The sequence below is a fragment of the Stenotrophomonas sp. GD04024 genome, from assembly GCF_029837545.1.
Classification (GTDB): Bacteria; Pseudomonadota; Gammaproteobacteria; order Xanthomonadales; family Xanthomonadaceae; genus Stenotrophomonas; species Stenotrophomonas forensis.
The window spans coordinates 33,057-52,390 of record NZ_JAOEDV010000022.1; the positions used below are offsets into that span (position 1 = coordinate 33,057).

Annotated in this window: 12 protein-coding genes; 9 read left to right on the plus strand and 3 right to left on the minus strand. The window is 67.4% G+C overall.

Annotated elements, in window-relative coordinates; translation table 11 throughout:
• Window positions 1–400 precede the first annotated feature (400 nt).
• Window positions 401–6,460 carry a CshA/CshB family fibrillar adhesin-related protein gene (locus N7590_RS09735; RefSeq protein ID WP_279935397.1) on the plus strand — a complete coding sequence of 2,020 codons (6,060 nt, stop codon included), beginning with the start codon at window positions 401–403 and terminating at the stop codon, window positions 6,458–6,460.
• Entirely contained in the window at window positions 6,457–10,146 is a 3,690-nt protein-coding gene (locus N7590_RS09740; protein WP_164241094.1) for a hypothetical protein, read from the plus strand. Before N7590_RS09735 ends, N7590_RS09740 begins: the two co-directional genes overlap by 4 nt.
• A gap of 66 nt (window positions 10,147–10,212) precedes the next feature.
• On the opposite strand, the gene N7590_RS09745 is transcribed toward N7590_RS09740, so the two are convergent.
• Both N7590_RS09745 and N7590_RS09750 read right to left on the minus strand, forming a co-directional pair.
• Entirely contained in the window at window positions 10,213–10,572 is a 360-nt protein-coding gene (locus tag N7590_RS09745) for a response regulator (RefSeq protein ID WP_053449578.1), read from the minus strand.
• On the minus strand, window positions 10,562–11,725 hold the full coding sequence (locus tag N7590_RS09750; protein WP_271260393.1) for a PAS domain-containing sensor histidine kinase: 1,164 nt from the start codon (window positions 11,723–11,725) through the stop codon (window positions 10,562–10,564). Before N7590_RS09750 ends, N7590_RS09745 begins: the two co-directional genes overlap by 11 nt.
• A 151-nt stretch (window positions 11,726–11,876) precedes the next feature.
• Here N7590_RS09750 and N7590_RS09755 point away from each other — a divergent pair, with 151 nt between their 5' ends.
• From N7590_RS09755 to N7590_RS09775, 5 genes are all read left to right on the plus strand, one after another.
• Window positions 11,877–14,990 (plus strand): response regulator, encoded by a 3,114-nt coding sequence (locus tag N7590_RS09755; RefSeq protein ID WP_164241096.1) that lies wholly within the window; start codon window positions 11,877–11,879, stop codon window positions 14,988–14,990.
• The gene (locus N7590_RS09760; RefSeq protein ID WP_164241097.1) at window positions 14,987–15,811 is read left to right on the plus strand and encodes a CheR family methyltransferase; all 825 of its coding nucleotides are present in this window, start codon (window positions 14,987–14,989) and stop codon (window positions 15,809–15,811) included. Before N7590_RS09755 ends, N7590_RS09760 begins: the two co-directional genes overlap by 4 nt.
• Window positions 15,811–16,386, plus strand: coding sequence for a chemotaxis protein CheB (locus N7590_RS09765; RefSeq protein WP_164241098.1), 576 nt, complete (start codon window positions 15,811–15,813; stop codon window positions 16,384–16,386). The genes N7590_RS09760 and N7590_RS09765 overlap by 1 nt, the downstream gene beginning before the upstream one ends.
• On the plus strand, window positions 16,383–17,516 hold the full coding sequence (locus tag N7590_RS09770; protein WP_053510080.1) for a hybrid sensor histidine kinase/response regulator: 1,134 nt from the start codon (window positions 16,383–16,385) through the stop codon (window positions 17,514–17,516). The genes N7590_RS09765 and N7590_RS09770 overlap by 4 nt, the downstream gene beginning before the upstream one ends.
• Before the next feature lie 83 nt (window positions 17,517–17,599).
• On the plus strand, window positions 17,600–18,028 hold the full coding sequence (locus N7590_RS09775; RefSeq protein WP_053510081.1) for a BLUF domain-containing protein: 429 nt from the start codon (window positions 17,600–17,602) through the stop codon (window positions 18,026–18,028).
• A 3-nt stretch (window positions 18,029–18,031) separates the two neighbouring features.
• Here the strand turns inward: N7590_RS09775 and N7590_RS09780 are convergent, their stop codons facing one another.
• Window positions 18,032–18,352: a metalloregulator ArsR/SmtB family transcription factor gene (locus N7590_RS09780; RefSeq protein ID WP_053449584.1), complete on the minus strand. Its 321-nt coding sequence runs from the start codon at window positions 18,350–18,352 to the stop codon at window positions 18,032–18,034.
• A gap of 85 nt (window positions 18,353–18,437) precedes the next feature.
• Between N7590_RS09780 and N7590_RS09785 the strand changes: the two genes are divergently transcribed.
• The gene (locus tag N7590_RS09785; protein ID WP_006436205.1) at window positions 18,438–18,875 is read left to right on the plus strand and encodes a hypothetical protein; all 438 of its coding nucleotides are present in this window, start codon (window positions 18,438–18,440) and stop codon (window positions 18,873–18,875) included.
• Window positions 18,872–19,285 carry a DUF6691 family protein gene (locus N7590_RS09790; RefSeq protein WP_164241099.1) on the plus strand — a complete coding sequence of 138 codons (414 nt, stop codon included), beginning with the start codon at window positions 18,872–18,874 and terminating at the stop codon, window positions 19,283–19,285. Before N7590_RS09785 ends, N7590_RS09790 begins: the two co-directional genes overlap by 4 nt.
• The last annotated feature ends 49 nt before the right edge of the window (window positions 19,286–19,334 follow it).

The following is a 19,334-nucleotide window of genomic DNA, read 5'->3' on the forward strand; positions in this document are numbered from 1 at the left end:
GCTGCCGGAATCGTGCCCGGCCCGAACCTGTGTGCCCGCTATAACTGGACGCGTGGAGCTGACGCCAGACTCTGCAAATGTGAATGTGATTTGCATCACATAATTGTTTGCAATATGTTATGGTCGTCACAGTTATATGTGCCTGACCAACCGGGGACAAGGGACGAAGCAGATCGCCACGGACCCGGCGGAACACGCAGTCAAGTGTGCCGCCGCACCGGGGAATTCGTTGCTGGTCACCCACTGACCTTCGGCCCGGCAAGGGTCGACGACGGGGAAATCAACCATGTGGCAGTCGACGACGTCGCGCGAAAGCGCGGGCGGTGGATGCGTTCATCCCAGAAAACGTGCCCGGACAGGGCTATCCAGCGGATGGCTGAGGGCCGGCCTGCTGGCCCTGTTGTCGCTGACGATGCCGTCGCTGGCCTGGGCCGCCGCCTACGCCACCGGTGGCAGCAGCCCGTACCGCAACACCGTGCTGTGGCTGACCTGGGGCGGCGGTGCCAATGGCGTGAACAACGTCGCACTCAATGATGGCGCGATGTCGTCCATCGACATGCCGGTCGCGGCCGGGGTGAACCTGCGCGTTGATTGCCGTTTGAACACGGCCGAGACCAATGTGCTGCGCAGCTATCGCCCCGGCAACTTCGGTGGCGACAGCCTTGACGACCTGTACAACATCGGCGGTACCGGCAGCGCCAACCAGCTGATCGCCGGCATCGCGCGTGCCAGCGGCACCTCCACCTTCAGCATCACCTGCACCTCGACCCTGGGCGGCGCCCCTTACCGCCTGCGCGGCGTGGTGATGGCCGACGCCGAGTCGATCAACAACAGCGGCGAATTCGTCGAAGCCAGCGCGCAGGGCACCTGGAACGTGGTCGAGGTCCGCAAGAACCTGGCCAACGCCACGCCGTACCTGGTCAACAAGTCGACCAGCGGCGCCAACCAGGTCATCCGCTTCGGCCCCGGCAACGACGACAACACCGCGGCGGTCACCTTCCTCAGTTTCGACAATGCCGCACACGCGCCGGGCAACCTGGCGGTGAACATGGGCTTCTCGATGCGCGGCGGCGGCACCACGGCGATCGCGATCGGTCTGCTGGTGCCTTACGCCGACTTCGGCGATGCGCCGCAGAGCTATGGCGACGCCATGCATGTGGTGGACGATCTGCAGTTCCGTTCCGACGGCATCCCGCAGGGCGCCAGCAACTTCAACATCAACACCGCGGGCTACACGCCGGGTGGCCTGGCGCCGCCGTTGACCGACTTCCTCGGCAGCCTCGGCCCGGATACCGAGCAGCGCAGCAGCTACAGCCTGGATGCGCTGGGCGATGACAACTTCCCGCAGGTGGGAAGCCGCGAAGAGGATGCCTGGCCGACCAGCTACCGCCTGACGGTGATGCAGGCCGGTACCCAGATCAACCAACCGGTCGCCTGCGTGGGCAATGGCAGCGTGGCCGGCTGGATCGACTTCAACCGCAATGGCGTGTTCGATGCCAACGAGCGCAGCGGTATTGCGGCCTGTAGTGGTGGCCAGGCGAACCTGACCTGGACCGTGCCCGCCCAGGTACTGGCGGGTACCAGTTACGTGCGCCTGCGCTACTCCACCAACGCGGTCCAGATCCAGAACCCGACCGGCGTGGCCGACGACGGCGAGGTTGAGGACCACCGGATCACCATCACCGCGCCGTCGCTGAAGGTGGTGAAGAGCAACAATGCCACCGGCGGCATCTGGAATTATGGCCAGGCCGGCACTGAGTACACGCTGACGGTGAGCAACACCAGCGATGTGCCGACCGGCAATCCGCCGAATGTGGCGGCGAGCACGATCACCGTGCGTGACCAGCTGCCGGCCGGCATCGCGCCGAACTGGAGCGGCACGCATGTCAGTGGCAACTGGAGCTGCACCGCCAGCGGCCAGGACGTCACCTGCACCAGCACGCAGGTCCTTGCAGCGGCAGGCAGCGCTGGGTCCAGTTCGGTGTTCACCCTGCCGGTGACCGTCACTGCAGCGGCGACCGGCGTGTTGACCAATCACGCCAGTGTCGGCGGTGGCTACGACCCCTTCAACAGCGGCAATGCGCCCGCACCGGGCGCCAGCTGCACCGATGCCGACCACTGCACGCGCAGCGACGTGACCGTGCCGGTGACCCGCGTGGGCTATGCCAAGCGCTCCAACACGGCCGGCCCGGTCGCGGTGGGCACGACGGTGAGCTACACCGTCGATGTCACCGTGGCCGATGGCAACACCCGCGACCTGTTGACGCTGACCGATACCCTGGGCACCGGCCTGGATTTCGCCAGTGTCAGCAACGCCGGTGCATTTACCTGCAACGCCGCCAATCCTCTGGTGTGCACGCTGCCGGCCGGCACCGTGCCCGGCACCTACAGCCTGAGCTACACGGCCACCGTCAATGCGCAGGCCAGCGGCCAGGTGGTCAACACCGTGGTCGGCACTGGCACCGATAACCCCACCTGCAGCAGCAACTGCACCACCACTACGCCCGTGGCCGCGCCGAGGATCTCGGTGTCCAAGGCCAGTAGCACCGCCGGCCCGGTCGCGATCGGTGATGCGGTGGCCTATACCGTGACGGTCGTGGTGGCCGACGCGCGCACCCGCGCGGTGACCACGCTGACCGACACGCTGGGTGCTGGCCTGGATTTCGGTAGCATCACCAGCGCAGGCGCTTTCAGCTGCGCACCGGGCAATCCCCTGGTCTGCACGCTGCCGGCGGGCACCGTTCCGGGCAGCTATGCGTTCTCCTATACCGGCATCGTCAATGCACAGGCCAGCGGCCAGGTGCGCAACGCGGTGGTGCCCAGCGGCACCGACAATCCGTCCTGCGTGGGCAGCTGCGATACCACCACGCCGATGGCCAGCGCGCTGGTGGTGTATGCCAAGCAGGCGTCCACCGGTGGTCCGGTGCGGATCGGCGACGTCATCGACTACACGCTGAGTGCGACCGTCACGCGTGCGCGCACCACCGGCGTGGTCACCCTGACCGATACCCTGGGCAGTGGCCTGGACTTCGGCGGCGTCAGCAGCGCCGGCATCTTCACCTGCAATGGAACCCAGCCACTGGTGTGCACGTTGCCGGCCGGCACCGTGCCGGGCACTTACAGCCTGACCTACCGCGCCACCGTCAACGCGCAGGCCAGCGTCAGTGTCCGCAATGCCGTGCTTGGCAGCGGCACCGACAATCCGTCGTGCAGTGCCAACTGTGACACCACCACCCCGGTGGCGGCACCCGGCGTGAGCTATGCCAAGTCGGTGAGCGGCACCGGCCCGGTCTCGGTGGGCGATCGCCTGACCTATACGCTGACCACGGTGGTGACCAACTCGCGCACCACCGATGTGGTGACCCTGACCGACACCCTGGGTACGGGCCTGGACTTTGGCGCTGTGACCAGTGCGGGCGCCTACAGCTGCAACGCGGCCAATCCGCTGGTCTGCACCCTGCCTGCGGGGACCGTGCCGGGCAGCTACAGCCTGTCCTACACCGCGGTGGTGAACGCGCAGGCCAGCGGCCAGGTCACCAATGCCGTGCTGGGCAGCGGCGGCGACAATCCCTCGTGTACTGCCAACTGCGATACCACCACGCCGGTCACCGGCAGCCAGATCGACTATCGCAAGACTTCGGCAGCGGCGGGTCCGGTCAAGGTCGGTGACAGCATCGCCTACACGTTGACCGCCGTCGTCAGCCACTCGCGCACCACGGCGGTGTTCACCCTGACCGATACGATGGGCCCCGGCCTGGACTTCGGTGCGGTGGCCGGCAGCCAGGGCTTCAGCTGCAATGCCGCCAACCCGCTGGTGTGCACGCTGCCGGCCGGGACTGCGCCGGGTACGTACACGGTGGACTACACCGCGAAGGTGAACGCGCAGGCCAAGGGCAGCGTGAGCAACGCGGTGCTGGGTGGTGGTCCCGGTACCACCACCTGCACCAGCAACTGCAGCACCACCACACCGGTGCTGGCAGCGGTGGTGACCTACCGCAAGCAGTCCTCCACTGTCGCACCGGTTGGCGTCGGCGATGCGGTGGACTACAGCGTTGAAGTGACCGTCGCCAACTCGCAGACCACCGATACGCTGGTGCTGACCGATACGCTGGGCGTGGGCCTGGACCTGCAGTCGGTCACCCAGCCGGGACCGTTCACCTGCAACGCCAGCAATCCGCTGGTCTGCTCGCTGCCGGCCGGCACCGCGCCGGGCACCTACACGCTGGGCTATCGCGCGCTGGTCAATGCACAGGCCAGTGGCAGTGTGCGCAATGCAGTACTGGGCAGCGGCGGTGACACGCCCACCTGCAGCGGCGACTGCAGCACCGAGCACGCGCTTGCAGAACCGCGCGTCGTGCTGGAGAAGCAGGCCGGCCCGGCCAGTGGCACCGAGGTGCGTCCTGGCGACAGGCTGCGCTATACCCTGGTCGCCACGGTCGAGCGCGCGTCCCTGCGCAAGCCGCTGCAGCTGGTGGACACGCCCGATGCCGGACTGAGCATCGAGAGCCTGCCGGCCGGATGCGTGCAGCAGGGAACGGACATCGTGTGCACGCTGCCGGCGGGAACCGCGGTTGGCCGCCACGAATGGGTCTACCAGGCGATCGTCAATCAGGAAGCGCGCGCCGAAGTACTGAACCGCCTGCGCGGGCAGTACCCGGATGGCTCGCCGCCGCCCGAGTGCACGACCTGCGAGACGCGCCACAAGGTGGTGTCCGACTTCGCGCTGCGCATTACCAAGACCGCAAGTCCGCGCCGGGTGAAGGTGGGCGATCTTGTGCGCTACCAGCTGGTGGTCGAGAACGTGGGCAGCAGCCACTGGCGCGATGGCGTGGTGGTCGATACGCCGCCGCCGGGCTTCAGCTACGTGGACGGTTCGATGCGCGTGGCCGACGATGACGGCGCGTTCTCGCTGGCCAGCAGCCAGTCGCCGCTGCGCATCGGCGCGGTGGATATCGCGGTCGGCCGCAGTGCGACCATCACCTACCTGCTGCGCGTCGGCGCTGGCGTACGCAGTGGCAATCACGTGAACCAGGCCGTGGCGACGGCCGATGATGGCAGCCCGCTGTCGAACATCGCCACCGCCGAAGTGGCGATGGATGCCGACCCGCTGCTGGAAGACAGCCTGGTGTTCGGTACCGTGTTCGATGACCGCGATGGTGACGGCTGGCAGGACAGTGCCGAACTGACTGGTGTGCGCGTGCAGGGTGGCTTCGCGCCCTCGGCCTATGTGGCCGGCTCGACCACGCTGGATCGCGGCGATGGCCCGCAACCGCTGGCCGATGCCAGCGCACCGCTGCTGCACGGCGTGCAGATCGGCACGGTGCACGGCCGCGCGTCGACGTCCGACAGCGCCGAGGCACATCAGGTGGTGGTGCGGCAGCGCTTGCGCGAACTGGCTTTCACCGATGACTTCGTGCTGGAAAGCGCGCAGGGTCACCGTCTGCGAATGGACGCACAGGGCGGCACGGACGTGCAGCGCGGTGGGGAGGCCGGCAAGGGCCTGACCGCCGCCGAGCCGACCGTGCGCCGCGAGATCGCGCGCGTTTCCGAGGGCTATGAAGTGGCCTATGTGATCGGCAACGAGGGCATCCAGGAGCAGGGCATCCCGGGCGTGCGCCTGGCCACCGTAGAGGGTCTGCTGGTGGAGACCGATCCGTTCGGCCGCTATCACCTGGCCGACGTCCACGGCGGTGATGCGCGCCTGGGCCGCAACTTCATCATCAAGCTGGACCCGGCCACGGTGCCGGCCGGTGCGGAGCTGACGACCGAAAATCCGCTGCTGCGACGGGTGACCCAGGGCGTGCCGACGCGCTTCAGCTTCGGCGTGCGCCTGCCGCCGTCGCCACAGGCGCCGGCCGAGCGCATGGAGCTGGCCCTGGGCGAAGTGCTGTTTGCCCCGGGCAGCAGTGTGCTTCGTGCCGACTACCGCCCGGTGCTGGTGAAGATGGCCGAGGTGGTGAACCGCTACCAGGGCGGTGACGTGGTGATCGCGGCCAATGGCGAAAGCCAGGCGTTGGCCTTCGCCCGTGCCGGGGTGGTGCGCGATGCGCTGCAGGCCGAAGTGGCCGAAGGCGCGCGCGCTGGCCTGACCGTGCAGCTGCGCACCGATGTGCAGGACCCGCATTCGCTGCTGGCCGGTGTCGATGCGAATGGCGCGTTGCTGGGCAACGTCCTGTTCGACACTGACAAGGCCACCGTGCGTGAGGCGTTCAAGCCGTTGCTGGCGGCGATCGCCGCGCGCCTGGAGAAGATGGGCGGTGGCCAGGTCAGCCTGGTCGGGCACACCGATGTGCGCGGCAGCCATGCCTACAACCAGGCACTGGGCCTGCGCCGTGCCAGCGCCGTGTTCGAGGCGCTGCGCAGCCAGCTCAGCCCCGCCGTGCAGCAGCGCCTGCGCGTCCGCAACGAGGAGAGCGCCGCTACCCGTGCGGCCGCCCGCCAACAGGAGGCCCGCCGATGAGCGCGCATCACTCTGCCGCCCGTCGTGCGGCCCGCCTGCCACGTGCCGCGCTGTACCAGGCGCTGCTGCTGGGCCTGGCCGCTACCGCCCAGGCCGCCCCGCCCGCCGCCGATCCGGCGCCGATCCGGTGTGACGGCACCCAGTGCAATGCCGAGGGAGAACTGTTGTTCAGCCTGCGCTCGCGCAGCTACGACGATCCGGTGACCGAGGGAACGTCCACGCGTTCCAGCTCGCAGGCGTTGCAGCCGGATCGCCGGGTCAGCGTGGCCATCGATGAGCCGGGCAAGGCCACCGTGCGTGGCGAGTTCATGATCCGCCTGCCGGAAGGTGGCGCGATCTGGGCCACCGAAGACCCCGCGATGGGCCAGCCGGAACTGTCGGTGTCAGCGCCGGGCATGGTGGCCTTCGACGAGGGGCGCATCGTGCGTCCGGTCGAGTTCTACGTGCGCGGCAACTACACCGCTTTCATCCAGCGCCTGGAAGTCAGTGTCTACCGCGGCAGCGACTCCGACCGGGTCGCGCCGCTGGCGACGTTTGAACTGCCGGTGGCCGCCGTTGCACAGGGCACCTGGGATGGCACCCTGCCGGCATCGACACCGCTGCGTCGCGGCGACCGCCTGGTCTACGTGCTGCGTGCCTTCGACGCCGAGGGCAATATCGATGAAACCACCGCGCAGTCGATGCAGCTGGTCACTCCGGCGGAGTTCGAGCGGGGCAACCAGCAGCTGCGCGATGCGCTGGAAGACCGCCGCGGCACCGCTGTCGATGCCAATCAGGCGGCATCACTGTCGCTGCTGCAGCAGGTGTTCGACAGCAACGGCCTGCGCCAGCAGAACATTCCGGTGTATGGCTCGCGGGTGCGCCTGCGTGGCCGCGACCTACCGCTGGGGGCCTCGCTGAAGATCAACGGCGACAGCTACCCACTGGACCAGGATCGCAAGTTCGCCGCCGAATACCTGATGCCGATCGGCCACCACGCCTTCGATGTGCGTGTCGAGCGGCCGGATGCACCGGCCATCGCGCGCACGCTGCAGGTCGATGTCAGTGGCCAGTACCTGTTCGGTGTCGGCCTGGCCGACATCACCGTGTACCAGAACAAGGCCAGCGGGGCAGGGCAGGACCTGGCCCGAGGCGAGCGCAACGATGATGTGCTCAGCGATGGCCGCCTGGCCTTCTACCTGAAGGCCAAGACCCGTGGCCGCTACCTGCTGACCGCGCAGGCCGATACCCAGAATCGCCCGCTGGACGAGCTGTTCACCGGCTTTACCACCGCCGATCCGCGCGATCTGTTCCGCAGCCTGGATCCGGACCTGTATTACCCGACTTACGGCGATGATTCGCTGACCCAGCGCGATGTCGACAGCATGGGGCGCTTCTACCTGCGCATGGACTGGGACAAGAACCAGGCGTTGTGGGGCAACTACAACACCGGGCTGACCGGCACCGAATATGCGCAGTACGTGCGTTCGCTGTACGGTGCGGCGTTGTCGTGGCGCTCGCGTGGTGCCAACGCCTGGGGCGACGCGCGCAGCGAGCTGCGCCTGTTCGGCTCGCAGGCCGAGACCGCGCCCGGCCACAGCGAGTTCATCGGTACCGGTGGCAGCCTGTACTACCTGCGTCACGCCAGCATCCTCAGTGGTTCGGACCAGGTCGTGCTGGAAATCCGTGACCGCACCACCGGGCGCGTGGAGCAGCGTGTACCGATGGTGCGCGGTGCCGACTACGAGATCGACGCCCTGCAGGGCCGCATCCTGCTGACCCGCCCATTGGCGCAGGTCAGCCGCGAGAACCTGCGCCGGATCAGCCGTGATGTGCCGCTGGATGGTTACGAACAGCGCCTGATCGTGGATTACGAGTGGGTGCCGACCGGCTTCGACAGCGATGACATCACCGCGGGCGTGCGTGGCAAGCACTGGTTTGGCGATCATGTCGCGGTGGGTGCCACCTATGTGGACGAGCAGCGCGCCGGCCAGGACTATTCGCTGAAGGGCGCGGACCTGACGTTGCAGGCCGGCCGTGGCACCTATCTGAAGGTCGAACACAGCCGCAGCGAGGCGACCAGTGCACCGGTGTTCTTCTCCGACAATGGCGGCCTCAGCTTCAGCCGCCTGAATCCGGAAGGGCCGCGCGAAGGCGAGGCGACCGCCGTCGAGGCACGCGTCAACCTGCGTGAGCTGGGCTGGACCCAGCGCGACTGGAGCGCGGGTGCCTGGTGGCGGCAGGTGGACGGTGGCTATTCGGTCGGGCGCTTCGATACCGGCCAGCGGGTGCGCGAACAGGGCGCCGAGCTGCTCGGTTATGTGACCGACGACTTCAGCCTGTACGCACGCTACAGCGAGGCACGTCGTGGTGCGCAGTCGCTGATCCAGGCACAGGCCACTGCCGAATGGCGGATCGGCGAGAACGATCGCCTGTCGGCCGAGCTGCGCCGGGTGCAGGAAGACCGCGGCAGTGGTAGCAACGTGGCCGGCGTGCTGGCTGCAGCACGCTACACCCACCGCATCGGCACGTCGCTGGATGTGTACGGTGGCGGCCAGCTGACCGTGGACGACGACCATGGCCGCTACGCCGACAACGATGCGGTGGTGGCCGGCGGCACCTGGACCTTCGCCAACCTGTCGACCGTCGGCGCCGAGGTCAGTGATGGTGATCGCGGCACGGCCGCGCAGGTCAATGCCGAGTACCGGTTGACCCCGCAGCACAGCTTCTATGGTGCGTTCACCCAGTCGACCGACCGCAGCGAGTACGACCCGTTGTTCAGCCCCAACGCGCAGGATGGCTGGACGCTGGGCCAGCGCTGGCGGTTGTCCGACCAGGTCAACGTGTTCAACGAAAGCCAGTTCCTCAAATCCGGGCAGGAATCCGGGCTGGCGCACACCTTCGGCATGGATTTCTATCCTGCCGTAGGCTGGAACGCCGGCTTCACGCTGAGCAACGGCAAGCTCGACGCCAGCACCGGGCAGGTCGACCGCAAGGCGGTGAGCCTGTCCGGCGGGCGGACCTCGCCGGGTACCGAATGGCAGAGCAAGCTGGAATGGCGCCGCGACACCGGCGCGGAGCGACGCACGCAGTGGGTCAGCACCAACCGCTTGAGTCATCGCCTCAACGACAGCTGGCGGATCGCGGCGCGCTTCAACTACGCCGACACCGATGATGCGATCAATCCGGTGGCGGGCGCGCGTTTCATCGAGGGCAACCTCGGCTTCGCCTATCGCCCGTGGGACAACGATCGCTGGGCGCTGTTCGGCCGTTACAGCTACCTGTATGACCTGTCGACGATGGGGCAGGTCAACGGTGTCGACTACGACCAGCGCACCCAGGTGCTGTCACTTGAGGGCGTGTATCGCATCGACCAGCGCTGGGAAGTGGCGGCGAAGGCGGCCCGCCGCGAAGGCGAAGTGCGCTATGGGCGCGGTACCGGTCCGTGGTTCGACTCGGCCACCAACTTCGCCTCCGGCCAGCTGCGTTACGACCTGTACTACCAGTGGCATGGGCTGCTGGAGTACCGCCTGCTGGACGTGCGCGACGGCGGCAGCCGGCAGGGTTGGCTGGCCGGTGTCGACCGCGATATCGGGCGTAATTTCCGCGTCGGCGTGGGCTACAACTTCACCGATTTCAGCGATGACCTGACCAGGTTCGACTACACCCATCGCGGGTGGTACCTGAACCTGGTGGGGCGTTACTGAGCACCGCTGCCGAGCATGGACTCGGCGCTACAGGAACGGATACGCCGGGCCAAGCCCGGCGGATTCTCAATCCTGCTTCAGCAGCTGCACCAGCTGGCGCAGGCGGTAGGGCTTGGGCAGGAACTCGACCTTCTCCGGCAGCGGCGGAAGCTGCGAGCGCGCGTAGCCGGATGAGAGGATCATCCGTGCCTGCGGCTGTTCGCGCGCCACGTGCTCGCTCAGCTCGATACCGGACATGCCGTTGGGCATGCTGACGTCGCTGAACACCACATCGAAGCGCGCTTCGCCCTTGAGCAGCTCCGCGGCCTCGTGGCCATCGGCGGTGGTGGCCACCTCGATGCCGAAGTCGCGCAGGGCCAGGCCGATCATCTCGCGAAGATCGGTCTGGTCCTCCACCATCAGTACGCGGATCGGGTCATCGGTCATCGGGTGCTTCCTCTGTTGCGGGGAGCAGCAGGCTGACCGTGGTGCCAACACCGGGGGTGGTGGACACGTCGACGAAGCCGCCGCTCTGGGTAGTGAATCCGAACACCTGGCTGAGGCCCAGGCCGCTGCCCTTGCCGATGTCCTTGGTGGTGAAGAACGGCTCGGTCGCCCGCTCGGCGATGTCGGCGGCCATGCCGTGGCCTTCATCGCAGACGCTGAGGGTGACATATCCGCGTTGCAGCGTGGTGTCCGCATCCGGGTCGAGGCGGTGTTCCAGTGCCGTGCCGATCAGGATGCGGCCGCCATCGACGGTGGCCTCCACGGCATTGGCCACCAGGTTGGCCAGCGCGGTCTGCAGCTGCAGCGCATCGGTGCTTACCGGCGGCAGGCCCGGAGTGAGGCGCGCGTCCAGGGTCACCGTGGGCGGGCAGGCACGCTGCAGATCCGGCAACCACTGCCGGACCAGCGCGTTCATGTCCAAGGGCTCGCGGATCAGGGTCTGGCCGGTGCTGAAGGCCAGCAGCTGGCGGGTCAGCAGGGCGCCGCGGTCGGTCGCGGCCTGGGCGGCATCGAGCAGTTCGGCGGCACGCACGTCGTCACCGCTCACGCGCAGTGACAGCAGGTCCAGCGCGTTGCCGATGGTGGTCAGCAGGTTGTTGAACTCGTGCGACAGGCCACGGCTGAGCCGGCCGACCGTCTCGAACTGCTGGGTGTTGCGCAGTGCACGCTGGGCATCGCGCAGCAGGCGCTGTGCCTGCCATTGCTCGGTGATGTCGCGGGTGATCTTGACGAACCCGAGTAGTTCGCCACCCTCGATGACCGGTTCGATGACCACGCTGGCGCGGAACGAGGAGCCGTCATGGCGCACCCGCCAGCCCTCGCTGGCGACATGGCCGTGCTGCGCCGCCAGGCGAAGCAGGCGTTGCGGCTCACCGGCATCGCGCTCGGCCGGCAGGTAGAAACGACCGAAATGCGTTCCCACCACTTCGTTGGCTGAATAGCCCTTGATGCGTTCGGCGCCCGGGTTCCAGCTGCAGACGATGCCTTCGGGATCAAGCAGGTACAGCGCATGATCGCGCACGCTGTCAATCAGCAGTCGCAGTTGTCGGGAAGGGTCCGTCAGTACGGACGTCGTAGAGGCTGCAGCGTCCACGTGGAAATAAGTGTTACCCCTGTGAGGGACGTGAAGCTAGGCATTGAAGTGTGAAGGATACGTGCAGGTACGGCACGTGCCAAAGGTCCTGTGCGGCTGAATGCGACACGGAGTACCATCACCCACCCTTTGCTCTCTGGAACCGACCTGCATGCGTCCTGGTGCGACCACGCGTGACCGCTGGATCTGGCTGACCTCCGCCGTACTGCTGGCGGCTACCATCGCCCTGGAGCTGGTGGTGCCACTGGGCTATGCGGTGTGGCTGGCCTATTTCCTCGCGGTAGGCGTGACGGTATTCCAGCGCAGCGCACGCGCGCCGTTCATCGTTGCCGCGATCGCCTGCGTGCTGCTGGTGATCGGCTTCAACGTGGCGCCGGCCAGCAACAATTCGTCGTTCTCGTTCGTCAATCGCAGCATCGGCGGTTGCGCGTTCCTGATGATCGCGTTGATCGTCTCCCGTGCCATCGAAGCGCGGCGGCAGGCCATGCGCGCGCTGTGGCTGCAGGAAGCAGAGAACGCGGTGGCAATGAGCCTGCGTGGCGACCTGGGGCCTGAGCAGATTGCCGAGGCGGCGGCTACCCAGCTGGGCGGCCAGCTGCAGGCAGACATTGGCGCGGTGTACCGGCTCGAAGGTGGGCGCCTGCAGCTGACCGGTGGCATGGCGTTGCCGTCGGGCATGCCGGCATCGCTGGCATTGCAGGAAGGCGTGGCCGGGCAGGTGGCCCGTGACGAACGCATCCGGCACCTGCACGGCGGTGACGCCGCCGTGCTTGAACTGCAGACGAGCCTGGGGCGGTTGCCGGTGAGCGAGCGCATCCTGGCGCCGATCAGCAGCGACGGCGCCGTAGTCGGGGTCATCGAACTGGGCCGCGCCCAGGCAGGCGGGCAGCGCGACCTGGATCGGGAGCTGCTGGAACGTTGCGGCGAGACCATCGGCATGGCCTTGCGGGCCTCGCTGCTGCGTGCACAGCTGGTGGTGCTGCTGGAGGAATCGCAGCGCCAGGGTGAGGAACTGCAGGCGCAGCAGGAAGAACTGCGGGTGGCCAACGAGGAACTGGAAGAGCAGAGCCGCAGCCTGCTGCAGTCGCAGAGCCACCTGGAAGAACAACAGGCCGAGCTGGAACAGAGCAACGTCCAGCTGGAAGAGCGCACCCACGAGCTGGAGGCGCAGAAGCAGGCGCTGCTGGTGGCGCAGGGCCAGCTGGTGCGTAACAGCAACGAACTGGCGGCCACCTCGCGCTACAAGTCCGAGTTCCTGGCCAACATGTCGCACGAACTGCGTACGCCGCTGAACAGCTCGCTGATCCTGGCCAAGCTGTTGGCCGACAACAAGGACGGCACCCTGACCGACGAGCAGGTGAAGTATGCGCGCGCCATCCTGTCGTCCAACAACGACCTGCTGGCGCTGATCAACGACATCCTGGATCTGTCACGCATCGAGGCCGGCCATGTCGAGCTGGCCGACGAAGTGGTGGTGGTGGACAGCGTCGTGCAGCGCCTGCGCGAGACCTTCGAGCCGATGGCCCGACAGAAGGGCCTGGCGTTGCAGATCGAGGCCGATGCGCTGGCGCCGAGCCAGCTGGTGGCCGACAGCCAGCGCCTGCAGCAGATCCTGAAGAACCTGCTGGCCAATGCGCTGAAGTTCACCGAGCACGGCAAGGTCAGCCTGCACGTTCGTGCTGCTGGCAGCGGCCGCATCCGCTTCGAAGTCGCCGATACCGGCATCGGCATTGCCCGCGAGCAGCTGCAGGTCATCTTCGAAGCATTCCGCCAGGCCGATGGCAGCACCCGCCGCCGTTACGGCGGCACCGGCCTGGGCCTGTCGATCTCGCGCGACCTTGCCGAGCGCATGGGCGGCAGCATCCACGTCGACAGCGAGCCGGGCCGCGGCAGCTGCTTCATCCTGGAACTGCCGCTGCAGGGCGCGCCGGTCGCGGCATCGGGTGAAGCGCCGGCGCCGGTATCCATCCCGGCTTCGCCGCAGCCTGCGGCAGCGGTCGCCGCACGCACGGTTGCCGCGCCTGCGGTCACCCCGGCGGCATCGCCGGCCATCGCCAATGTGGCCGATGACCGCGGTCGTCGCCAACGCGCCGGGCGCTTGATCCTGGCGGTCGAGGACGACGCCACCTTCGCCGAAGCGCTGGTGGTGCTGGCCCATGAGCTGGATTTCGACTGCGTGGTCGCGACCACGGCCGAGGAAGCCCTGTCGCTGGCCGCGGAGTTGCGCCCCAACGGCATCCTGCTCGATATCGGGCTGCCTGATGTGTCCGGCCTGAGTGTTCTGGAACGCTTGAAGCGCAATCCCGACACACGCCATATTCCGGTGCATGTGGTCTCGGCGATGGACCGCGGCCAGGTGGCGCGTGAGCTGGGTGCGATTGGTTTTGCGATCAAGCCGACCACGCGCGAGCGGCTGGTGGCGGCCATCGAGCAGCTGGAGCAGACCAGCCAGCGCGATGTGCGGCGCCTGCTGATCGTCGAAGACGACAGCGAGCTGCGCCACAACCTGGAACTGCTGCTCGGCCGCGAGCAGCTGCAGATCATCGCGGTGGGCACCCTGGCCGGCGCGCTGGAGCAGCTCAGCACCGTCACCTTCGATTGCATGGTGATGGATCTGTCGCTGCCCGACGGCAGTGGTTACGACCTGCTGGAGCACATGGCCGGCAACGACGATGTCGGTTTCCCGCCGGTGATCGTCTACACCGGCCGCGCGCTCAACCGCGAGGAAGAGCAGCGCCTGCGCCGCTATTCGAAGAGCATCATCATCAAGGGTGCACGTTCGCCGGAACGCCTGCTGGACGAAGTGACCCTGTTCCTGCACAGCGTCGAGGCCAGCCTGCCGAGCGACCAGCAGCGCCTGCTGCGCGAAGCACGGCGCCGCGATACCGTGCTTGATGGCCGCACCGTACTGCTGGCCGAGGACGATGTGCGCAACATCTTTGCCCTGTCCAGCGTGCTTGAGCCGCTGGGCGTGACCCTGGAGATCGCGCGCAACGGCCAGGAGGCGGTGGATCGCCTGGCCGAGCGCGAGGTTGATCTGGTACTGATGGACATCATGATGCCGGAGAAGGACGGCTTGGCGGCGATGCGCGAGATCCGTGCGCAGCGCCACCTGCAGGACCTGCCGATCATCGCGCTGACCGCCAAGGCGATGCCGGACGACCGCGAGCGCTGCCTGCAGGCCGGTGCCAACGATTACATCGCCAAGCCCATCGACGTCGACAAGCTGGTCTCGCTGTGCCGTGTCTGGTGCTCGCGGCAATGAACGAGCAGGCGCTGTTCGACTTGGAGCTGAAGATCCTGCTGGAGGCGCTGTACCAGCGCTACCACTACGATTTCCGCAGCTACGCGGTGTCGTCGCTGCGCCGTCGCATGCGCCAGGCCATGCAGCGTTACGAGTGTGATCGGCTGGTCGATCTGCAGCACCGCCTGTTGCACGAGCCGGAGCTGTTCGCCCAGGCCATGCAGTTCTTCACCGTGCAGGTCTCGGAGATGTTCCGTGACCCGGCCTATTTCCGCGAGCTGCGCGAACAGGTGGTGCCGGTGCTGCGCACCTATCCCTCGGTGAAGCTGTGGGTGGCCGGGTGCAGTACCGGCGAGGAAGTGTGGTCGCTGGCGATCCTGCTGCATGAGGAAGGCCTGCTCGAGCGCAGCATCGTCTATGCCACCGACATCAATCCGGCGGCACTGGCCACCGCCGAAGCCGGTGCGTATGGCATCAACCGCATGGCGCAGTTCAGCCGCAATTACCTGGCGGCGGGCGGCACGGCATCGCTGTCGGACTATTACGCCACCGCCTACGATGGCGCGGTGTTCGACCGCCAGCTGCGCCGCAACGTGGTGTTCGCCGACCACAGCCTGGCCACCGACACCGTGTTTTCCGAAGTGCACCTGGTGTCGTGCCGGAACGTGCTGATCTACTTCAACCGCGACCTGCAGGACCGCGCGGTCGGGTTGTTCCGCGAGGCGCTGGTGCACCGTGGTTTCCTCGGCCTGGGCAGCAAGGAGTCGCTGCAGTTCGGGCATCACCACGATGCTTTCGACGTCTGCTCGCGCGAACACCGCCTGTACCGGAAGGTGGCCTGATGATGGTGCAGGCTCGCCCTGCGGTAGTGGTGGTGGGAGCGTCGGCGGGAGGCGTTGCCGCGTTGCAGGCCGTGCTTGGCGCACTGCCGCCCAGGCTGCCCGCGCCGGTGCTGGCCGTGCTGCACCTGCCGCGCGATCGCTCCAGCCGTATTGCCGAGGTGCTGGCGCCGTACTGCGCGCTGCCGGTGCGTGAAGCGGAGGACAAGCAGCCGCTGCAGCCGGGTACCGTGACCTTCGCACCGCCGGACTACCACCTGCTGGTGGAAGACCCCGGTACGGTGGCGCTGTCGGTCGATGCGCCGGTGCTGTTCTCGCGTCCGGCCATCGATCCCCTGTTTGAATCAGCGGCTGCCGTGTTCGGTGCGCAGGTACTGGCACTGTTGCTGACCGGTGCCAGCAGCGACGGCAGCGAAGGTGTTGCCGCGGTGCGCGCTGCGGGCGGCCGTGCCTGGCTGCAATGCCCCGAGGAGGCCGAAGCATCGATGATGCCGGCCTCCGCCCTGCAGCACGCCGGCGCCGACGCCGTGCTGCCCCTTGAATTGATGTGTCGTCGCCTGAAGGAGTTGTTTGCATGAACCTGCTGCCACCGGACCCTGCGCAGTCGCAGACCCCGGTCAACCTGCTGATCGTCGATGACGTGCCGCAGAACCTGGTAGCCATGCAGGCCCTGCTGCAGCGCGAGGGTGTGAACCTGCTGCTGGCGGGCTCGGGTGCGCAGGCCCTGGAGCTGCTGCTCGAGCATGAGGTCGCGCTGGCCCTGCTGGACGTGCACATGCCGGAGATCGATGGCTTTACCCTGGCCGAGCTGATGCGCGGCTCGCACCGCAGCCGCACGGTGCCGATCATCTTCCTGACCGCCTCGCCGGACGATCCGGTGCGTGCGTTCAAGGGCTACGAAACCGGTGCGGTGGACTTCCTGCACAAGCCGGTGGCGCCGCAGGTGATCCTGAGCAAGGTCAATGTTTTCATCGAACTGTACCAGCAGCGGCAGTTGCTGAAGGCGCGCAATGAAGCGCTGGAGCGAGCGCTCAAGCTCAATGAGACGATGGCCGCGGTGCTGACCCACGACCTGCGTACGCCGCTGTCGGCCATCCTGCTGTGTGCCGACAAGCTGGCACTGGAGCTTCCCGAGGACAACGCCGGTGCACAGCAGACGCTGCAGTACCTGGAGGCCAGCACGTTGCGCATGGCGCGGATGGTCGAGCAGCTGCTGGATTTCTCGCGGATCCGCAGTGGCGGCCTGCGGCTGCAGGCCAGCGCCTGCGACCTGGCCGAAGTCACCCATGCGGTGATTGCAGAAGCGGGCAGCGCGCACGGTCATGAGCGCATCCGTTTCGACGCCATCGGCGATACCCGCCTGCAGGGTGACATGGATCGGCTGGGGCAGATCGCCGCCAACCTGGTGGGCAACGCGTTGACCCATGGCAGCGAGGCCCTCGTGCAGCTGGATGGACGCGATGCGCGCACGGTGGTGATGCGGGTCAGCAACACCGGCCACATCGATGACGCGCTGTTGCCGCGCCTGTTCGAGCCGTTCAAGGCCAGCTTCCACCAGAGCAAGGGCCTGGGCCTGGGCCTGTACATCGTCGATCAGTTCGTCCGGGCCCATGGCGGCCATATCGGTGCGCGCAACGAGGCGGGGCAGGTGGTGTTCGAAGCGAGGCTCCCGCGCCGGTGGGACGGTACCGGCGTCGTCGCAAGCTGAATTCTTCAGGCAACGCGCGCCCGCAATGAGACGGACTCGTCCGCAACTGCTACCGTGCGTTCACACCCTGCCAAGGAAGCACCATGCCACTTCGTGCCATCGCCTACGTCAGCCGGGCGCTGCCGGAGCTCTCCGTTGAGCGGCTGCAGGCGCTGGTCGAGGATGCCGCGCGCTTCAACAAGATGGCGGGCGTGACCGGCGTGCTGCTGCATGACGGTGATCGCTTCCTGCAGTACATCGAAGGTCCGCCAGACGGAATCGATTCGGTGTATGAGCGCATCCTGCAGGCGGGCAGCCACATCGACATCATCGAGCTGGCGCGCGGCCGCCTGGGCCAGCGCCAGTTTCCGTACTGGTCGATGCGTGCCTTGCCGGTGGAGGCAAGCTTGCTGCGCCAGCTTTCGAGCAGCGACTGGTCCGGTTTCAGCCGGACCCTGGAAGGAGATCGTTCGGCACCGACCCCGGTCGACCTGCTGGATGCGGTGGTGCAGCCGGCACTGCACGCCGGTTGAGATTCAGCGCACGCCGCCTCCGCAATAGGCGGTGTACAGCGCCTGCAGCACCCCCAGCGCCGGGCCTTCCTGCATGCGGTAGTGGATTGCCTGCGCCTCGCGCCGGGTCGCCACGATCTGCATTCCGCGCAGCACCGCCAGGTGCTGGGACAGCGCCGAAGCGCTGAGGCCGGTCAGCGCCTGCAGTTCCGGCACCGGCGCCTCACCCTCGACCAGCCGGCACAGCACCTGCAGCCGGGCAGGGTGGGCCAGGCTCTTGAGCAGCGCAGCCGCCTGCGTGGCGTGCTCGGCCATCGTGGCAGTGTCGAGCGGCGGGTGGGTCATGGTTGACCTTTTTGTTTAGAGACGTCTAATTTAGGGAAATCTAAATTTGAGGGCAACCGATGCATGGCATCAAGGAAGGCGGGGCATGAACCTGCCATGGAGCGCGCTGGCGGGTGGTGCGTTGATCGGTATGGCTGCCGTGTGGTTGCTGGCTGCCACCGGGCGCGTTGCGGGCATCAGCGGGATCGCTGCGGGCAGCCTGCGCGCAGGTAGAGGCGAGCGTGGCTGGCGCTGGGCCTTCCTCATGGGGCTGCTGGCAGCGGCAGGGCTGGTGCTGTGGTGGCAGTCGGTGCCCGGCAGCGCTCCACGTGTACTGCTGCGCGATGCCTTGCCCGCCTGGCAGCTGATCGGCGCGGGCCTGCTGGTCGGCTTCGGTACCCGCCTGGGCAGCGGCTGCACCAGTGGCCACGGCGTTTGTGGCATGGCCCGTGGTTCGAAACGGTCGCTGCTGGCGGTGCTGGTGTTCATGGCCTGCGCGATGCTGACCACGTTCGTGGTTCGCCACGGCGGAGCCCTGCTGTGAGCCGCGCCATCAGGGCTGCCGCTGTGGCGGGCGCATTGTTCGGCGCCGGGCTGGCGCTTTCCGGAATGACCGATGCACGGCGCGTTCTCGGCTTCCTCGACATCAGTGGCGCGTTCGATCCCACGTTGATGTGGGTGCTGGGCTCGGCGCTGCTGGTCAGTGCCATCGGCCAGCGTTGGGTGCTGCGTCGCGCGCAGCCCTGGTTTGCCCTTCGCTTCCAGCTGCCGACGGCACATGATGTGGATGCTCGCCTGCTGCTGGGCGCGGCACTGTTCGGCATCGGCTGGGGATGGGCCGGCTATTGCCCCGGGCCGGCCATCGCCGGGTTGGCCGTGGCATCGCGTGAAGCGCTGTGGTTCGTGCCGGCGATGGTGCTGGGCTTCTGGCTGCACGATCGCCTCGTGCGTTGAGGCTTCACCCCTGTGTCACGATCGATCGGGTCAGATCCATGGACCACGG

Coding starts and splice junctions, on each gene's coding strand:
- N7590_RS09740 (WP_164241094.1), top strand. CDS start 6,457: ATGAGCGCGCATCACTCTGCCGCCCGTCGTGCGGCCCGCCTGCCACGT.
- N7590_RS09745 (WP_053449578.1), bottom strand. CDS start 10,572: ATGACCGATGACCCGATCCGCGTACTGATGGTGGAGGACCAGACCGAT.
- N7590_RS09755 (WP_164241096.1), top strand. CDS start 11,877: ATGCGTCCTGGTGCGACCACGCGTGACCGCTGGATCTGGCTGACCTCC.
- N7590_RS09760 (WP_164241097.1), top strand. CDS start 14,987: ATGAACGAGCAGGCGCTGTTCGACTTGGAGCTGAAGATCCTGCTGGAG.
- N7590_RS09765 (WP_164241098.1), top strand. CDS start 15,811: ATGATGGTGCAGGCTCGCCCTGCGGTAGTGGTGGTGGGAGCGTCGGCG.
- N7590_RS09770 (WP_053510080.1), top strand. CDS start 16,383: ATGAACCTGCTGCCACCGGACCCTGCGCAGTCGCAGACCCCGGTCAAC.
- N7590_RS09775 (WP_053510081.1), top strand. CDS start 17,600: ATGCCACTTCGTGCCATCGCCTACGTCAGCCGGGCGCTGCCGGAGCTC.
- N7590_RS09780 (WP_053449584.1), bottom strand. CDS start 18,352: ATGACCCACCCGCCGCTCGACACTGCCACGATGGCCGAGCACGCCACG.
- N7590_RS09785 (WP_006436205.1), top strand. CDS start 18,438: ATGAACCTGCCATGGAGCGCGCTGGCGGGTGGTGCGTTGATCGGTATG.